We start from the raw sequence: 15,481 nt of genomic DNA on the forward strand, positions 1-15,481 counted from the left end.
CTGGAACCTTTCCCAGCGGTGAATAGGAGCTAAGGCGGTTATACCGCAACTAACTGTAAAATTTGACCACAAATCCATGCCATATAGGTTCCTAACGCATAACCTAATACGGCTAACAGTACGCCCACTGGTGCTAAAGCGGGGTGAAATGCCGCCGCAACTACAGGGGCCGACGCAGCACCGCCCACATTCGCTTGGCTGCCTACGGCCATATAAAATAACGGGGCTTTAATCAGCTTAGCCACCAATAACATAAAGCTTGCGTGAACTATCATCCACACAATACCAATTAAAAAGTACAATGGCGTATCGAGCACCTTACTCACATCCATATGTAGACCAATGGTCGCAACTAAGATGTAAAGGAAGGCTGAAGCCACTTTTGATGCCCCCGCCGCCTCTAAATGACGCACTGGGCTGAATGACATCGCCAAACCAATCGTTGTGACTATCACCACTAACCAGAAGAATTTAGAGGTTAAACTGTAATCTGCGGTCCAAGGATAGTTCACTTCAAAAAATGGCCCCAGAAAATCAGCGGCGATATGAGCAATACCTGTGATACCAAAGCCTACAGCGACAATCAGCATAAGATCGCGCAGATTAGGAATGCGTGCATTTTCAGCGTGATACTTTTCAACTTTATCTTTTAACGCTTCAATAGCAGAAGTATCCGCACCGGTTTTAGCATCGATCTCTTTCGCTTTTGAGGCTAGGAACAGTAACACTGCCATCCAAATATTGGCGACTATCACATCGACTGTCACCATCACAGAGAAAATATTACCGCCCACGTCATAAATCTCTTTCATTGCAGCTTGGTTTGCGCCCCCACCAATCCAGCTCCCCGCTAAGGTCGTCATACCACGCCATACCGCATCGGGGCCATCGACCCCAATTAAAGAAGGTTCAATAACCGACACCAGCAACAAGGCGATAGGGCCGCCGATAACGATACCGACAGTGCCGGTTAAAAACATGATCAAAGCTTTCGGACCTAAACTTAAAATAGCTTTTAAATCAACGCTTAAAATCAATAAGACTAAACAAGCTGGCAGCAAATAACGGGATGCAACAAAATACAGTTGTGAGGTATTACCATCGATTACCCCAAAGGTGTTCAATAACGATGGCAAGAAATAGCACAATAAAAGGGCGGGAATAAAACGATAAAACTTCTGCCAAAAAGGATGACTACTGCTACTGGTATAAAATACAAAACCTAGAATTGTCGCGAGTATTCCTAACGCCGTGGCATCGTTCGTCACTAAAGCCGTGCTTGTCATGCTAATTTCTCCCTGTCGATACAGTTATTATTTTTATTAGAGACTTAACTTTTAAGTCCCTGGGTCAAACTTTCATCTGCCCAGTGTTATTATTTTTGCGGATTGAATTCGTTAATAAAAGTTGAATAAATAAGAAGAGCCCCGAAAGGCTCTGCTTTAGTGATAAACCTCGGCGTGTTCGTTTAATTCTTTGAGCTGCATCTTCACTATCTCGATCACGGGATCGTGAGGACTATTATCAACAAAATGCTGCAGATCGGCGGCGGCCACATTAATACAACCCAACTGCTGTGCAATAAACGCCCGCTCACGATTCAAATGCACATCGTCAACATGCCATTGCAACAGCAGACTGCAACACTCCATCGCTGCCTCAAATTGATGCGACACTATGCAACCCGCCTTAAGCTCATGCAGCATACGCGTCAGCAGTTTTTTCACCGTTGCAGGCTTTAAGTAACTTGCCTTAAGCTCAGCAGCATTACCTAACTCGCCGCGCACTAACACGTGCAACTGGTGACGGGTGAGTTCCTTGCCCGTTAAAGGATCCAAATAACTCACTTCACCGCCAATCTTACAACGCAGCACCGTATTGCCAGGTAGCAATATGGGTTCGAATTCAAGATCTAACTGCTTTGCCAGCAACATCAATACCGTCGCCAGCGTAGTACTATTACCTTGGCGACTAATTAAGCAAGTACCTAAATCTGCCGCCTCGGTACTGAAGTAGTTCTCACGAACACAAAAACCTAAATCCTCGTAAAACCAATGCAACAGCGCATTAAAACGCTGTTGTTGATCAACCAAGTAATGAGTTAATACGGCTCCCGCCATTTCAAACCAAGCCCATTTAGCGGCTTCAAGTTTAGAAAATCCAAGGTGCGCACCTACATCCAATGCCGACTCGGGCAATGAAATGCCATCTTGCAGAGTGTAGTTACCCATTAACCCAATAATACCGCTTGTTTAAAATGAGCCAATTTAGCAGCATAAACCAACCAACCTATCGCGCCTAAGTAAGCAAACACTTTGAACAATTTGTTTCTGTTCGCTTTTATGGCAATGGCGCCTAGGACAATGTAAGCAACTACAGCACCGATTTTTTCGGTCATCCAAGGATCCACAAAAGGAAATTGCTGGATCATAAAACACAAAGTTAAGCCCGACAGCAGTAGGAAAGTGTCGATAACATGGGGCGCTATCTTGAGCAGCTTCTTCTCCATCAGAGCCGATTGGCGCAGATGCAGGACAAAGCGCACGGTAAGCAGTAACACGCTCAACGCGATAAAGGTAAAATGCAGATGTTTAACCGCAGGATATAGACTGTAAAAAGTTTCCATTACGATACTTATGGCCAGTGACAAAGGCGCTAGTTTACCCTAATCCTTGGCGGCATACCAATGCCTATCAGCCTAGATATTCAGAGCTAACATCATAAAAAATCAAACGAGAAGTGACGATGAATTTAAGCTTAATTAATGATGAATCAACCGAGTTCGCCGACGCTGTAAAACAAAAAATTGTCGAGTTCAACCAAGTCCAATGGCAGGGGCTTAGCCGTAAAAATCTCGGACTCAAACTACAGGACTCCGAAGGTAAACTGTTAGCAGGGATCAGCGGTAAAACCTTCGGCAATTGGTTGTTAATCGACTATCTGTGGGTCAATGATTCTTTAAGACACCAAAGTATCGGCACGCGCTTATTATTAGCCGCAGAAAGCCAAGCAAAGGAGCGCGGCTGCCAATTTGCCCTACTCGATACCTTAGATTTTCAAGCTAAGCCCTTTTATGAGCGCCACGACTATCGCGTGCAGTGGATACAACAAGCCTATCCAGAAACCGGCAGTAAATTTTTTATGGTAAAAGTGTTGTGATGTTTAAGGTTTAGGATCTTCACCTTACACCAACTTAAGGTCGCCCTATCGAAAACAAAAACGCCATTGGCAATAACCAATGGCGTTCGATAAATCGGTATAACTGGGTAAATATCTTCACTTAAAGCAGAGTTATTACTCCGCCCATTTGCCCATAGTGCATCTGTCATTACTGCCAAAGTCTCGCACTGTGGCGACATTCTCATAGCCCAGTTCAATAAGCTTAGCTCTGAGTTTCACAGCCTGCTCAAAACCATGTTCGAGCAGGATATAGCCGTTAGGCTTTAAGTAATCTCGGGCAGTGTTGGCAATATAATAAAGATCGGCAAAGCCTTCCTCGGCGGCGGTTAACGCGCTTTGGGGCTCGAAACGCACGTCACCTTGGTGTAAGTGTTCGTCAGCTTCATCAATATAGGGCGGATTTGAGACGATTAAATCAAAGTCCCGCGACTTTACGGCACTGAACCAGTCACTCTGGAGAATTTCGACCTGTGGCAGCTTTAAGTTCTCGCGGTTCGCGATAGCCAAAGCCACGGCATCATCGACTTTATCGACCGCGGTGATTTGCCATGACTCACGCTCAGACGCCAACGCCAGCGCAATTGCCCCAGTGCCAGTGCCTAAATCGAGCACTTTGGCGTAGGTGGAAAGCGGCATGTTCAAGGCGGTTTCGACCAAAATTTCAGTATCAGGACGCGGGATCAAAGTGGTGTCGTTGACGATAAAAGGCAACGACCAAAATTCGCGCTCACCGACAATATGTGCCACAGGTACGCCTTTTTGGCGTTTCTGTACCATTTGCTGGAAGCGTTTCCACTGTTCAACCGTTAGGGATTTTTCAGGCCAAGTATACAAATAGCTGCGGCTTTTATTGAGGCAATATAACAACAAAACCTCTGCATCCAAATGAGCGGATTCAGAGGTTGATGCTAACTGCACATAAGCCCATTGCAGGGCTTCGGCTATGCTAGATTGATCTGACAAAATTACCCCTGCTCGTCAGCCAGTGCGGCTAACTGATCGGCTTGATGCTCTTGCATCAGAGGCAATAAAATAGCATCGAGATCGCCTTCCATCACTTCGTTCAAGCGATATAAGGTCAAGTTGATGCGGTGTTCGCTCACGCGGCCTTGCGGGAAGTTGTAAGTACGTACACGTTCGGAGCGATCGCCACTGGCAACCAGACTACGACGGGTCGATTCTTCGGCGCTGCGGCGTTTTTCGTCTTCAACAGCTTGAATACGTGCGGCCAGTACACTCATGGCTTGGGCACGGTTCTTGTGTTGCGAACGTTGATCTTGGCATTCCACCACGATCCCAGTAGGAATATGGGTGATTCGAATAGCTGAGTCAGTTTTGTTAACGTGCTGACCACCTGCACCTGATGAACGATAGGTATCAACTTTCAGATCGGCTGGGTTGATTGAAATCGCTTCCGCTTCAGGCACTTCGTGAAGTACCACAACAGTAACCGCTGAAGTATGCACACGTCCTTGGGATTCGGTTTCTGGCACACGCTGTACACGGTGGCCGCCGGATTCAAACTTAAGTTTGCCGTATACGCCGTCACCACTGACCTTCATGATCACTTCTTTGAAGCCACCATGTTCGCCTTCGTTACAGCTCATGATTTCGATCTGCCAGCGATTTGCTTCAGCATAACGGCTGTACATGCGGAATAAATCACCGGCGAAAATAGCCGCTTCATCGCCGCCAGCACCAGCGCGGATCTCAACGAAGGCGTTTTTATCGTCGTCAGGATCTTTTGGCAATAATAGAATTTGCAATTCGTCTTCGAGCTGCTCGAGTTTGGCCTTAGCGGCTTTCATCTCTTCCTGCGCCATTTCACGCATTTCAGCATCGTCTTCTTCCAGCATTTCTTTGGCAGAATCGAGATCGGCCTGCGCTTGCTGATAGGCTTTAAAGCCAGCAACAACGTCTTCTAACTGGGCATATTCTTTCGATAACGCACGAAACCTGTCTTGATCAGAAATGACGCTAGCATCACCCAGCAAAGCCATGACTTCTTCATTGCGCTCGAGCAAGCCTTCCAGCTTGCGGATAACGGATTCCTTCATTTAACTCGCTAACCTTAGTTTTTATCTAATCCAAGCGCTGATCTTAACTGACCGAGAGTATTCAAATCGCCCTGACGACTCGCTGCCGTGAGGGCCTGTGTCGGTGCGTGGATAAGTTTGTTGGTCAGGCGATTGGCTAGTTCAATCAATACCTGCTCAGTGTCTGAGCCCTGGGCTAATTTATTCAAGGCGCGTTCCACTAACTCATCTTTTACCGCCATGCTCTGGCTGCGATACTCGCGAATACTGTCGACCGACTCTAAAGAACGGATCCAATCCATAAATAGGAAAGATTGTTCTTCAGTAATTACTTCAGCTTGCTCGGCGGCTTCTTTTCGAGAAGCCATATTCTGTTCAATAATGCTATGCAGGTCGTCCACTGTATACAGAAACGCGTCATCCAAATCGGCGACTTCCGGCTCAATATCCCGGGGAACTGCTATATCAACCAATAACATAGGTTGATGGCGACGCTGCTTTAGCGCTTTTTCGACCATGCCTTTACCTAGGATAGGCAGAGGGCTGGCGGTAGAGGATATCACGATATCGGCTTTTGGGAGATAATCTGGTATCTGCGCCAGTGTAATTGCTGTTGCGCCAAACTCCTCGCACATGCCTTGGGCACGTTCTAACGTCCGATTTGCTACGACCATTGAAGCCACGCCGTTATCTTTAAGATGCTTAGCAACCAGTTCTATGGTTTCACCTGCGCCAATCAACAGTACTTTAGTGGTCGATATCGATGAGAAAATATGTTTCGCCATGCTTACCGCGGCAAATGCCACAGAAACTGCGGCGGCGCCAATTTCAGTGTCAGTGCGGACTTTCTTAGCGACTGAAAAAGTATTCTGAAAGAGTCTATCTATGGTTAGCGCAACCGTACCAGCCTCTTTAGCCTTAACAAACGCTTGCTTTACTTGACCGAGAATCTGCGGCTCACCAAGGATCAAAGAATCGAGCCCGGAGGCTACGCGCATCAAATGCCTTACGGCATCTTGACCGTGATAGTTATAGAGACAAGGTGCTACATCCTCATGATCTAGGCCGTGATATTCTTCAAGCCACGCAATAATGTCGGCCTCATCACCGTTGTTGCAATACAACTCAGTGCGATTACAGGTCGAGACAATAACGGCTTCACCCGAGCGTGTACGACTGGCCAGACTCTTCATAGCGTCATGAATTTTGTCCGGAGAGAAGGCGACTTTCTCACGCAGGTCTACCGTGGCTGTTTTATGGTTAATACCGATTGCTACAAGGCTCATCTGACTCTTTCTAGATTCTTGGCGACTCTCTTAATAAGGGCATTCTACTGAATTGGCCCAACTAAAAACAGAATACGCTTAACAAAACCGAATAAAGGTCTAACTTCTTACCTAAATTTTCTATCAATAATAGGTAAGGCAAAATTTGTCCCAAGGGAGCAAATCTAAGTGACCGCCGATGGAAATTTTACGTTTGGCATTGGTATTCTTTCCAAGCCCTCGTATCATAAGGACTTTGGTATATCAGTCATAGATGAATAATTTGAAGCGCCTCACAAAAACCATTTTCTCTTGTTTTACCTTAAGCGCCCTACTCTTGCTAGCGGGGTGTGAAACCTTGCCGCCGATGACTGACTTAAGCCCAATCGTAGTCAATGATGCGCGCCAAGCCAAAGCTTGGGAATTACAGGGAAAACTCGCGATAAAAACTCCCGATGATAAACTCAGTGCCAATATCTACTGGCGCCACAGTGAAGATCGCGATGAACTCACACTCACGACTATGCTAGGTACAACGGTGTTGACGCTTAATTCAACCTCGAACTCTGCCCATTTACATATCGATGGCAAAGATTTTCGCGACGATAATGCCCAGCGTTTACTCGAGCGCGTCAGCGGTTGGTCCATCCCCTTGGCCGATTTACCTTTATGGATCACCGGCCAAGTTGGCCCGAATGACCAAGTACTGGAAAGCGATAGCCAAGGCAAACCTAAACAGCTCACAAACACTCAAACCCCACCGCCTTGGCAGGTCACATTTTTAAGTTGGCAATCCCAGAGCGGCGCCAACGTGCCCCATCAATTAAAGCTTGAGCGTGGTGACTTACAACTCAAACTACAATTGAATCAATGGCAAGCCCTCGGCAAGCCTGCAATCATACTCGAAGAGAAACCTTAGCATGCCCGCAGCAATTTCACGCCATTGGCCAGCACCAGCCAAGCTTAACTTATTCTTACACGTGAATGGTCGCCGCGCAGATGGTTATCATGAACTGCAAACCTTGTTTCAGTTTATTGATTACTGTGACACGCTCGATTTTAAGGTCACTGAAACCGCAGAACTGATTTTGCACTCCAATATCTCTAATGTTGTCGCCGATAGCGATAACTTAATTCTGCGAGCCGCAAAATCATTACAACAAACCACAGGCTTTACTGGCGGCGCCGAAATCTGGTTGGATAAACGTCTACCCATGGGCGGAGGTTTAGGTGGCGGCTCGTCAGATGCTGCCACCACCTTAGTGGCACTGAACACATTATGGAACACCCAATTATCGACCGAAGAACTGGCTAAAATCGGCCTTAAACTTGGTGCCGATATTCCTGTTTTTATTCATGGTTTCGCCGCTTTTGCCGAAGGTGTAGGTGAACGCTTACAAGCGGTAAATCCGAGTGAGCCTTGGTACTTAATCATCGCACCCGATGCCCATGTATCCACCGCTGAAGTATTCCAAGATCCACTTTTACCACGTGATACCCCGAAACTGGCCATAGATACCTTAATGAACCAACCTTGGGCAAATGATTGTCAAAAACTAGTCGTTTCTAAATACCCTCAAGTTGCCAAGGCATTAGGCTGGCTGCTAGAATATGCGCCGTCGAGAATGACAGGAACAGGCGCATGCGTGTTCGGGGAATTCACACAAAAGCAACAAGCTCTCGCAACCTTGGCGAAATTACCGTCTGAAATGCAAGGATTTGTTGCACAAGGGATGAATCTTTCGCCGCTCATCACGCGACTCAGTCACCCTTAAACTACTTTCTTCTAGAGTAACCACTTAACGATAACGCCTCGGGTTCCTCCCGTCCCTACATCGTCGTTACTCTAGCCACTAAAATATAAAGCAAACGCCTGAGGTTCATACAGTGCCCGACATCAAGCTCTTTGCTGGGAACGCCACCCCCAGTCTCGCTAAAAAGATAGCCGATCGTCTATTTTGCAAACTCGGAGACGCAGTGGTTGGTCGTTTCAGCGATGGTGAAATCAGTGTCCAAATTAACGAAAATGTACGTGGGGCCGATGTGTTCATCATCCAATCCACTTGTGCGCCGACAAACGACAACCTGATGGAACTCATCGTGATGGTTGACGCGCTGCGCCGTGCATCTGCTGGCCGTATCACAGCTGTTATTCCTTACTTTGGTTATGCTCGTCAAGACCGTCGCGTTCGTAGCGCCCGTGTACCTATTACTGCAAAAGTGGTTGCCGATTTCCTGTCTAGCGTGGGTGTTGACCGCGTTCTGACCTGTGACCTGCACGCTGAGCAAATCCAAGGTTTCTTCGACGTTCCCGTTGATAACGTATTCGGTAGCCCAGTGCTGCTAGAAGATATGTTAGCGAAAAACTTAGATAATCCAGTCGTTGTTTCTCCAGACATCGGTGGTGTTGTTCGCGCTCGCGCAGTAGCAAAACTATTGGATGATTCTGATTTAGCGATCATTGATAAACGTCGCCCACAAGCGAACGTTGCGCAAGTTATGCACATCATTGGTGATGTTCAAGGTCGTGACTGCATTATCGTTGACGATATGATCGACACAGGCGGCACTCTGTGTAAAGCGGCTGAAGCCTTAAAAGAACATGGTGCGAACCGCGTATTTGCTTACGCAACTCACCCAGTCTTCTCTGGCAAAGCGGCTGAAAATATCGCTAACTCAGTGATTGATGAAGTGATTGTGACTGACACTGTTCCTTTAAGCCCAGAAATGTTGAAAGTGGCTAAAGTGACTCAGTTAACTATGTCTGCGGTACTGGCTGAGGCAATTCGTCGCGTAAGCAACGAAGAGTCTATTTCTGCCATGTTCCGTCACTAATAGTTCCGTCACTTATAGTTCGGTCGCTGAACGTTCTGACTAATCTGAGTTGTACAATGCACAGTTTGCTGTTTTAACGAATCACTAAGCTTGCAGAGCTCATCACTCAGACATAAAAACGCACTCCTCGGAGTGCGTTTTTGTTAGTGTATTTTTTAAGCCAGCTTCTGATCATCAGATGTAAACTGGCTTCTACGCCTTAGATTTTAAAATTACTCACCGCACGGAATAAGAACTCAGCCTGCGCCTTAAGCTCATCCGATGCGGACGCATTTGCATCTGCCGCATGGGATGACTCCTCAGCGATATCGCGGATCACCACCACGTTCTTGTTCACTTCAGCTGCCACCATACTTTGCTCTTCAATAGCCGCCGCAATTTGAGTGCTCATGTCCATAATATTACGCACGTCGTTATTGATAAGCTTCAATAAAGCGCCAGCACTTGCCGCTTGTTCAGCGCTTTCAACGCCTTGTTTTTGGCTAGATTCCATCAATTGCACAATCGATCGGGTACGCGTCTGCAGCGTTTGAATGATGTTAGCAATCTCTTGGGTTGACGATTGCGTCCGCATCGCTAAGTTACGTACTTCATCGGCAACCACAGCAAAACCACGGCCCTGCTCACCCGCACGCGCTGCTTCAATCGCGGCATTCAAGGCTAAAAGGTTGGTCTGCTCAGCAATGCCGCGGATCACATCTAACACGCTACCGATAGTCTCGCTGTCACGTTCCAATTCGTTAACGACCGCTGCTGAGCTATTCAACTGCTCAGCAAGTGACTGGATTTTATGTATCGTTTGCTCAACCTCTAATTGACCACTTTGGGCATTATCGTGGGTCTGACCCGCTTTTGATGCAGCTAATTCGGTTGTTTTAGCGATTTCCTCAATCGTTGCGCCCATCTCAGTGATTGCTGTTGCGACCATGTCGGTCTCATTAAGTTGTTGGCCCACACCTTCGGAGGCGAGCATGGCATTTTCTGAAACACGTTTACAGGAAGTGTTAATCGTTGCGACCGACTCAATCACTTGCTCAATCAGCTGTTGGAAGCTACTCACCATGCTATTGAAATGCTGTGCAATTTCACCAAGTTCGTCTTGGGTGGAGGCATCGCACCTCAATGTCAGATCTTTACTCACCTCGATGCGAGAAATGATCTGCGTGATACGCTCAACAGGCGCGATAATACTGCGGATAATCAAGTAGGTAATGATTGATAGTAGTAACGCAATAAAGATAAACACAGTAATACCGACATTAACACTACTACTCTCAGCATCATCAATGGCCTTAAGAGCCAAGTTTTTCAAGTCACTCGTACTGCTCTCAGTTTGCTGGTTTGCAGCTAAAACTCGCGCCATAGTACCGTCATTTTCGGTCAAACCAAGCTGCTGTTCTTTATTAATTAAGCTTTTGAAATCCTTTTGATATTGAGTAATAAGCTCTTCAATTTTTCGTTGAGTATCAATATCGATACTCGAGGCATGAAGCTTGTCATTAAACTTACTAATATTAGTATCGAAGGTTTCGACATAACTTAGCTCACGACGCAGCATAAAATCCTTTTCGTTACGCCTAAGTTGCAGCATTGCGGCTTCGAGTGCGGGCTGATCAAATTCCTTGAGTAGCGTTTCAACGTTATGCACCGCAGCTCGTAACGTACCGTACAAACCTGTTTTAGGTGTTAAGCCAATCTCTTGTTGTAGCTGCACCACTTCAGAAAAAGCGGCTTGATACTGATTTAAATTACGGTCAAAACTTTCAAGTGAGGCAGTCGACACCCCATATTCTTTAAAGACTTTCTCTAACTCAGGGACAATACTGTCGATTGCCATGTGGCTTTGCTTATGCAGCTCGACATATTTCAAATCCTTGCGAGCGAAAAAGTCCTTTTCATTTTTACGCAAAATTAAGACGTCGCGCTCTAAATCAAGCACACTTTGAGCCGCGTTAGAAAGTTCCGATTTCACCGAATTTGAATAGAGTTGTAATCCAAACATGGCAATTAGTGCCGAAATAGACACTGCAGCACTGAGTAACAACTTTGAGCGGATTAGCATAGAAAGTCCCCGAATATATAATCTATCTTAAAAAGATAGCTGGAAATTAAGCCTTTAACAGCGCAAACATAGCAATACATTAAAAGTTCACATCAAATACTTTGATAGCTTGTCGATTTAAGCTCCCATACTGTGAGTACCGCATTATTTTTAACTTAGTTCTTCAAGGTGATACCCTACCGTTACTACAAAGTATTTCGTTTTAATTACGTTAAATATACCGTCTCAAAGCAGATGTAAGTGTCATAATATCAATTGATATAAAATGAATTACTTCATTAGCTTAGCAGTACTTTTTCGGGCGAATTCTACTACAAATTACAAAAATGTTACGCTGGATAATTGATCTAAATAAAATATATTTTTTAAGGTTCCAAACCTTTTGTAGCGCCCACTGCGTCAAAACTACAACACTCAATCATTATGGCAGGAAATTACAGTGACAGCAGGGATCCTCCCACTCAATGGCTCAATGTCTGACTTTGAACTGGTCACCTTAGCGAGCCAAGGAGACAAAACTGCCTTCAAGTTGCTGTATCAAAGCCATTACCAACGTATTTACGCCCTATCACTGCGCCTTTGCGGCCATAGCGCTATGGCCGAAGAAATTACCCAAGAGTGTTTTATTTTAGTGTGGCAGAAGTTGCCACAATTTCGAGGTGAGAGTCAGTTTTCCACTTGGTTACACAGTATTTGTGTCAATCAAGCATTGAGCAGCATTCGTAAACAAAAGTCCTTTTGGTCACGATTTATTCCGCTGGAACATGAAACTGAGCCCTTAAGCTCTGATAGCAGCTATAGCGGATTAGATAAGTTAATTTTCAAACTGCCAGAACGCGCTCGCATGGTTTTCGTACTCTGTGCAATCGAAGGTTATCAACATGATGAAATCGCTGACTTACTTGGCATTGCCGTCGGCACCAGCAAGACCCAATACCATAGAGCTAAGCAACTACTACAGGAGATGCTGTAATGACGTTAACGCCGCTTTCCCGTGAACAACAGCTTGAGCAATTGATCAATAGCGCGCCCAAAGAGATGTCGCCTACACATGATCTGTGGCAAGGCATTGAAAAACGCATGGATAAAACGCTGATACCCCAAACGTACAAATCCCAGAAGAGTCACGCTTGGGCGATAGCGGCTTCGTTTATTATTCTAGCGGCATTGGGATATACCCAATTGCCCTATTTCAACTCATTCATAATGCAGCAGACAGAGCTTGCCCAGAACCAAGCTATGCCAGAGCAACCAGAGGATGTGGCCTTACATTTATTACTCACCCAAATTGCAACATCACACCAAGCGCAAGTGGACAACCTAGAACAGGCGCCAAATGCGCTAATGTGGCAAACGAGCAGCTTCAGCGCACCCGTTGAGCAAGGTTTAACTGAGCTAAGGCTCGCGGCAACACAGATTTACCAAGCTTTACAAGCGAATCCAACCGATAAACAACTTTGGCAACTGTGGCTTTGGGTGCAGCAGCGTGAGCTCGACCTATTACAACAGGGCCAAAAATTACCCATTAGAAACTCGACACAAGGAAACACCCTATGAGTAACCTCAATCTCACTAAAGCTAGCCTATTGGTTTCGACACTCTGTTTAGGCTTAATGGGCAATGTGTTAGCAGCACAAAGCGTTGATAAACAGTTAAGTGTCAGCAGCGACACTCAACTGCAGATCAAAGTCCAACGCGGTGATGTGACCATTCAAACATGGGATAAGAGTGAAGTGAGTGTCACTGGCACATTAGATGAATTGAGCGAAGGCTTTGTGTTTGAGCAACAGGGAAATAGTCTCAATATCGAAGACAAGATGCCTCGCCACTATAATGGCAATAATGACAAAGGATCACAGCTCACCATTAAAGTCCCAAAAACGGTTAAACTCAGTGCAGATACCATATCTGCCAATCTGCAAGTTGCCGAAACTCAAGGTGAACTAGATTTGAATACGGTAAGCGGCAATATCAACGCCAACAACTTAAGTGGTAAACCTGAGTTACATACAGTCTCTGGTGATATCACGACCAAAGCTCTTGATGGAAAAATCAAATTAGAAACCGTATCCGGCACGATTCAGGACACTGACAGTAAAGGAGAAATGAATTATCGCCTCGTTAGCGGTGACTTAAAAAGCCACACTCAAGCAGAAAAAGTCACGATTGAACAAGTCTCAGGTGAAGTGAATGCTAACTTTAGTGTCACCAAGGAAATCGAGCTCAGAACCGTCAGCGGAGATTCACAAGTGTCACTCGCTAAAAACTTCAACAAAGCGAATTTAGAAAGTGTGAGTGGCGATATTACCGTGATCTTTAATGATGTTCCCGATGCAAGCTTCAACTTAGATGGTGGTCCTGGTGGAAAAATCAACAACGGTTTAACCCAAGATGTACCGCAAAAGCAAAAATATGTACCAAGCACAGAGTTATCATTCCAAACAGGCTCTGGTGCAGCCAACGTGAAGATGAATACCATCAGCGGTCATCTGATTTTAAAGAAACAGTAATAAAAGCTATTTAGCACAAATAAAAATGCCGCCAAAGTAAAACTCGGGCGGCATTTTTTATATCAAACTCATCAGACTGAAGCTATCTCTTCAGCCGTCAAATATCGCCATTCACCCAGTGCTAAGGTGGGGTCTAATTCAATTTGCCCTACACTTTCACGATGCAACCCTTGCACATGATTGCCCACAGCGGCAAACATACGCTTCACTTGATGATACTTACCTTCGGTGATGGTTAATCGCACTAATTGTGGATCAATAATCTCCAGTAACGCTGGCTTAGTTAGACCATCTTCACCGCGCAATTCAACGCCAGCGGCAAATACCGCAATCAAACTAGCATCCACAGGCTCAGCGAGTTGCACTAAATAGCGTTTGCCACATTCTTTCTTCGGTGAGGTGATCTTATGCGACCATTGGCCATCACTGGTAATCAACACGAGACCTGTAGTATCGGCATCTAAACGACCAGCAATGTGCAGAGTTTCTGGCTTAGGTACATCCACTAAGCTCAATACCGAAGGGTAGGTTTCATCTATCGTCGAGCAAATAGTGTCTACCGGTTTGTTAAGCATTAAATAACGCTCGCCCACTAAGACAATCGGCTCGCCTTCAAGGCAAACACACATACCTTCAGTCACTTTAAAACCCGAGTCTTTAACGACTAAGCCATCACAAGTAATATCACCGCGATGCAGGGCTTTTTTCGCTAATGAGCGAGTCAGTGAGGTACTCTCACAGATAAATTTGTCTAAACGCACGTTAATACTCAACTTCAATAAAGAAAACTGCCGTATTATGAAGCCGACCCGTTCAAAGGGCAAAGAATTGCTGCTCAACGCGACCTGTGTTTCTATATTAGCCCTTACGCATTGACAGTAATCACCATAGGGAAAGATGCTATGACTGAATTCCAAAAGATGATCACAGGCCAAGAATATGATTGTCTTGACAGCGAACTCTTAAGTTTAAGAACACAACAGCAGCGACTGAATCGACAATTAAATCAAACGATAGCTCAAAATAGCACTGAGTACACCCAACTCTGCCAACAACTTCTGCCCCTTAAATCGCCAGTCGCAACTATCTCCACGCCGATTTTTATCAGTTATGGCATCAATCTCACTCTTGCTGACAGAGTGTTCATCAATGTCAATGTCACCTTGCAGGATAATGCCCCCATTTTTATTGATGAACAGACTATGGTCGGCCCCAATGTACAGTTTTATACCTCAAGTCACCCACTTGATGCCGAGCTACGTTGCTCAGGTTTGGAAACCGCTAAAGCGATTCACATCGGTAAACGGGTATGGATTGGCGGCGGCGCAATCATAATGCCAGGAATCAATATTGGTGATGATGCCGTCATCGGTGCTGGCGCCGTAGTGACTAAAAATGTCGCAGCCAAAACAGTGGTTGCAGGTAACCCTGCAAAACTAATTAGGCAACTGAATTAACCCTATTTTAAAATGATAAATCGAAGTGCTCACTTACCTGAAAAGGCCTGCATACGGTAACTTTGCAGCTACTGACTTAAATATGCTCACTGGTAACCTTTAGTTACATATCACTCAAGATAAATCCACGATAAAC

At 45.5% G+C, this 15,481-nt stretch carries 16 protein-coding genes; 8 read left to right on the forward strand and 8 right to left on the reverse strand.

The features are described 5' to 3' along the window. Positions 1–38: 38 nt before the first annotated feature. From L5M11_RS15055 to L5M11_RS15065, 3 genes are all read right to left on the reverse strand, one after another. Positions 39–1,286 carry a DUF819 domain-containing protein gene (locus L5M11_RS15055; protein WP_105250145.1) on the reverse strand — a complete coding sequence of 416 codons (1,248 nt, stop codon included), beginning with the start codon at positions 1,284–1,286 and terminating at the stop codon, positions 39–41. A 156-nt stretch (positions 1,287–1,442) separates the two neighbouring features. Continuing rightward, entirely contained in the window at positions 1,443–2,231 is a 789-nt protein-coding gene (locus L5M11_RS15060) for a SirB1 family protein (protein ID WP_168824767.1), read from the reverse strand. Continuing rightward, entirely contained in the window at positions 2,231–2,626 is a 396-nt protein-coding gene (locus L5M11_RS15065) for a SirB2 family protein (protein WP_006080263.1), read from the reverse strand. The genes L5M11_RS15060 and L5M11_RS15065 overlap by 1 nt, the downstream gene beginning before the upstream one ends. Before the next feature lie 119 nt (positions 2,627–2,745). Between L5M11_RS15065 and L5M11_RS15070 the strand changes: the two genes are divergently transcribed. Beyond that, the gene (locus tag L5M11_RS15070; protein ID WP_219255813.1) at positions 2,746–3,159 is read left to right on the forward strand and encodes a GNAT family N-acetyltransferase; all 414 of its coding nucleotides are present in this window, start codon (positions 2,746–2,748) and stop codon (positions 3,157–3,159) included. A 135-nt stretch (positions 3,160–3,294) separates the two neighbouring features. Here the strand turns inward: L5M11_RS15070 and prmC are convergent, their stop codons facing one another. The 3 genes from prmC to hemA are packed head-to-tail and all read right to left on the reverse strand — an operon-like array spanning position 3,295 to position 6,502. Next, positions 3,295–4,143 carry a peptide chain release factor N(5)-glutamine methyltransferase gene (gene prmC, locus L5M11_RS15075; protein ID WP_113939044.1) on the reverse strand — a complete coding sequence of 283 codons (849 nt, stop codon included), beginning with the start codon at positions 4,141–4,143 and terminating at the stop codon, positions 3,295–3,297. 2 nt (positions 4,144–4,145) lie between these two features. Then, positions 4,146–5,237, reverse strand: coding sequence for a peptide chain release factor 1 (gene prfA, locus L5M11_RS15080; protein ID WP_131523734.1), 1,092 nt, complete (start codon positions 5,235–5,237; stop codon positions 4,146–4,148). 14 nt (positions 5,238–5,251) lie between these two features. Then, positions 5,252–6,502 carry a glutamyl-tRNA reductase gene (hemA, locus tag L5M11_RS15085; protein WP_028761678.1) on the reverse strand — a complete coding sequence of 417 codons (1,251 nt, stop codon included), beginning with the start codon at positions 6,500–6,502 and terminating at the stop codon, positions 5,252–5,254. A gap of 253 nt (positions 6,503–6,755) precedes the next feature. On the opposite strand from hemA, the gene lolB reads away from it, so the two are divergent. The 3 genes from lolB to L5M11_RS15100 all read left to right on the forward strand — a co-directional run bounded on the left by lolB (position 6,756) and on the right by L5M11_RS15100 (position 9,316). After that, the gene (gene lolB / locus L5M11_RS15090) at positions 6,756–7,400 is read left to right on the forward strand and encodes a lipoprotein insertase outer membrane protein LolB (RefSeq protein ID WP_263192628.1); all 645 of its coding nucleotides are present in this window, start codon (positions 6,756–6,758) and stop codon (positions 7,398–7,400) included. A gap of 1 nt (position 7,401) precedes the next feature. Continuing rightward, complete coding sequence (gene ispE, locus L5M11_RS15095; RefSeq protein ID WP_263192631.1) at positions 7,402–8,256, forward strand: 4-(cytidine 5'-diphospho)-2-C-methyl-D-erythritol kinase; 855 nt, start codon at positions 7,402–7,404, stop codon at positions 8,254–8,256. A 112-nt stretch (positions 8,257–8,368) separates the two neighbouring features. Further along, complete coding sequence (locus tag L5M11_RS15100; protein WP_006080255.1) at positions 8,369–9,316, forward strand: ribose-phosphate pyrophosphokinase; 948 nt, start codon at positions 8,369–8,371, stop codon at positions 9,314–9,316. A gap of 199 nt (positions 9,317–9,515) precedes the next feature. Here L5M11_RS15100 and L5M11_RS15105 read toward each other — a convergent pair whose 3' ends face one another. Beyond that, complete coding sequence (locus L5M11_RS15105; RefSeq protein WP_173496755.1) at positions 9,516–11,378, reverse strand: methyl-accepting chemotaxis protein; 1,863 nt, start codon at positions 11,376–11,378, stop codon at positions 9,516–9,518. Positions 11,379–11,817: 439 nt separating this feature from the next. Between L5M11_RS15105 and L5M11_RS15110 the strand changes: the two genes are divergently transcribed. Genes L5M11_RS15110 through L5M11_RS15120 form a run of 3 tightly spaced genes read left to right on the forward strand, consistent with a single transcriptional unit; the run spans position 11,818 to position 13,888 of the window. Beyond that, complete coding sequence (locus L5M11_RS15110) at positions 11,818–12,351, forward strand: RNA polymerase sigma factor (RefSeq protein ID WP_105250152.1); 534 nt, start codon at positions 11,818–11,820, stop codon at positions 12,349–12,351. Beyond that, the gene (locus L5M11_RS15115; protein WP_219250392.1) at positions 12,351–12,935 is read left to right on the forward strand and encodes an anti-sigma factor; all 585 of its coding nucleotides are present in this window, start codon (positions 12,351–12,353) and stop codon (positions 12,933–12,935) included. Before L5M11_RS15110 ends, L5M11_RS15115 begins: the two co-directional genes overlap by 1 nt. After that, positions 12,932–13,888: a DUF4097 family beta strand repeat-containing protein gene (locus L5M11_RS15120; RefSeq protein WP_168824756.1), complete on the forward strand. Its 957-nt coding sequence runs from the start codon at positions 12,932–12,934 to the stop codon at positions 13,886–13,888. The genes L5M11_RS15115 and L5M11_RS15120 overlap by 4 nt, the downstream gene beginning before the upstream one ends. Before the next feature lie 71 nt (positions 13,889–13,959). Here L5M11_RS15120 and rsuA read toward each other — a convergent pair whose 3' ends face one another. Next, on the reverse strand, positions 13,960–14,712 hold the full coding sequence (gene rsuA, locus L5M11_RS15125) for a 16S rRNA pseudouridine(516) synthase RsuA (RefSeq protein ID WP_173248550.1): 753 nt from the start codon (positions 14,710–14,712) through the stop codon (positions 13,960–13,962). A 78-nt stretch (positions 14,713–14,790) separates the two neighbouring features. Here rsuA and L5M11_RS15130 point away from each other — a divergent pair, with 78 nt between their 5' ends. Next, positions 14,791–15,345: a sugar O-acetyltransferase gene (locus tag L5M11_RS15130; RefSeq protein WP_198571876.1), complete on the forward strand. Its 555-nt coding sequence runs from the start codon at positions 14,791–14,793 to the stop codon at positions 15,343–15,345. Positions 15,346–15,481 lie beyond the last annotated feature (136 nt).

Source organism: Shewanella sp. SM87 (assembly GCF_025653705.1).
Lineage (GTDB): Bacteria > Pseudomonadota > Gammaproteobacteria > Enterobacterales > Shewanellaceae > Shewanella > Shewanella oncorhynchi.

What these genes read in the sequence shown, in the direction of transcription:
- L5M11_RS15120 (WP_168824756.1), top strand. Translation starts at nt 12,932, where the DNA reads ATGAGTAACCTCAATCTCACTAAAGCTAGCCTATTGGTTTCGACACTC.
- ispE (WP_263192631.1), top strand. Translation starts at nt 7,402, where the DNA reads ATGCCCGCAGCAATTTCACGCCATTGGCCAGCACCAGCCAAGCTTAAC.
- hemA (WP_028761678.1), bottom strand. Translation starts at nt 6,502, where the DNA reads ATGAGCCTTGTAGCAATCGGTATTAACCATAAAACAGCCACGGTAGAC.
- L5M11_RS15130 (WP_198571876.1), top strand. Translation starts at nt 14,791, where the DNA reads ATGACTGAATTCCAAAAGATGATCACAGGCCAAGAATATGATTGTCTT.
- prfA (WP_131523734.1), bottom strand. Translation starts at nt 5,237, where the DNA reads ATGAAGGAATCCGTTATCCGCAAGCTGGAAGGCTTGCTCGAGCGCAAT.
- L5M11_RS15065 (WP_006080263.1), bottom strand. Translation starts at nt 2,626, where the DNA reads ATGGAAACTTTTTACAGTCTATATCCTGCGGTTAAACATCTGCATTTT.
- L5M11_RS15105 (WP_173496755.1), bottom strand. Translation starts at nt 11,378, where the DNA reads ATGCTAATCCGCTCAAAGTTGTTACTCAGTGCTGCAGTGTCTATTTCG.
- L5M11_RS15070 (WP_219255813.1), top strand. Translation starts at nt 2,746, where the DNA reads ATGAATTTAAGCTTAATTAATGATGAATCAACCGAGTTCGCCGACGCT.
- L5M11_RS15060 (WP_168824767.1), bottom strand. Translation starts at nt 2,231, where the DNA reads ATGGGTAACTACACTCTGCAAGATGGCATTTCATTGCCCGAGTCGGCA.
- L5M11_RS15115 (WP_219250392.1), top strand. Translation starts at nt 12,351, where the DNA reads ATGACGTTAACGCCGCTTTCCCGTGAACAACAGCTTGAGCAATTGATC.
- L5M11_RS15055 (WP_105250145.1), bottom strand. Translation starts at nt 1,286, where the DNA reads ATGACAAGCACGGCTTTAGTGACGAACGATGCCACGGCGTTAGGAATA.
- lolB (WP_263192628.1), top strand. Translation starts at nt 6,756, where the DNA reads ATGAATAATTTGAAGCGCCTCACAAAAACCATTTTCTCTTGTTTTACC.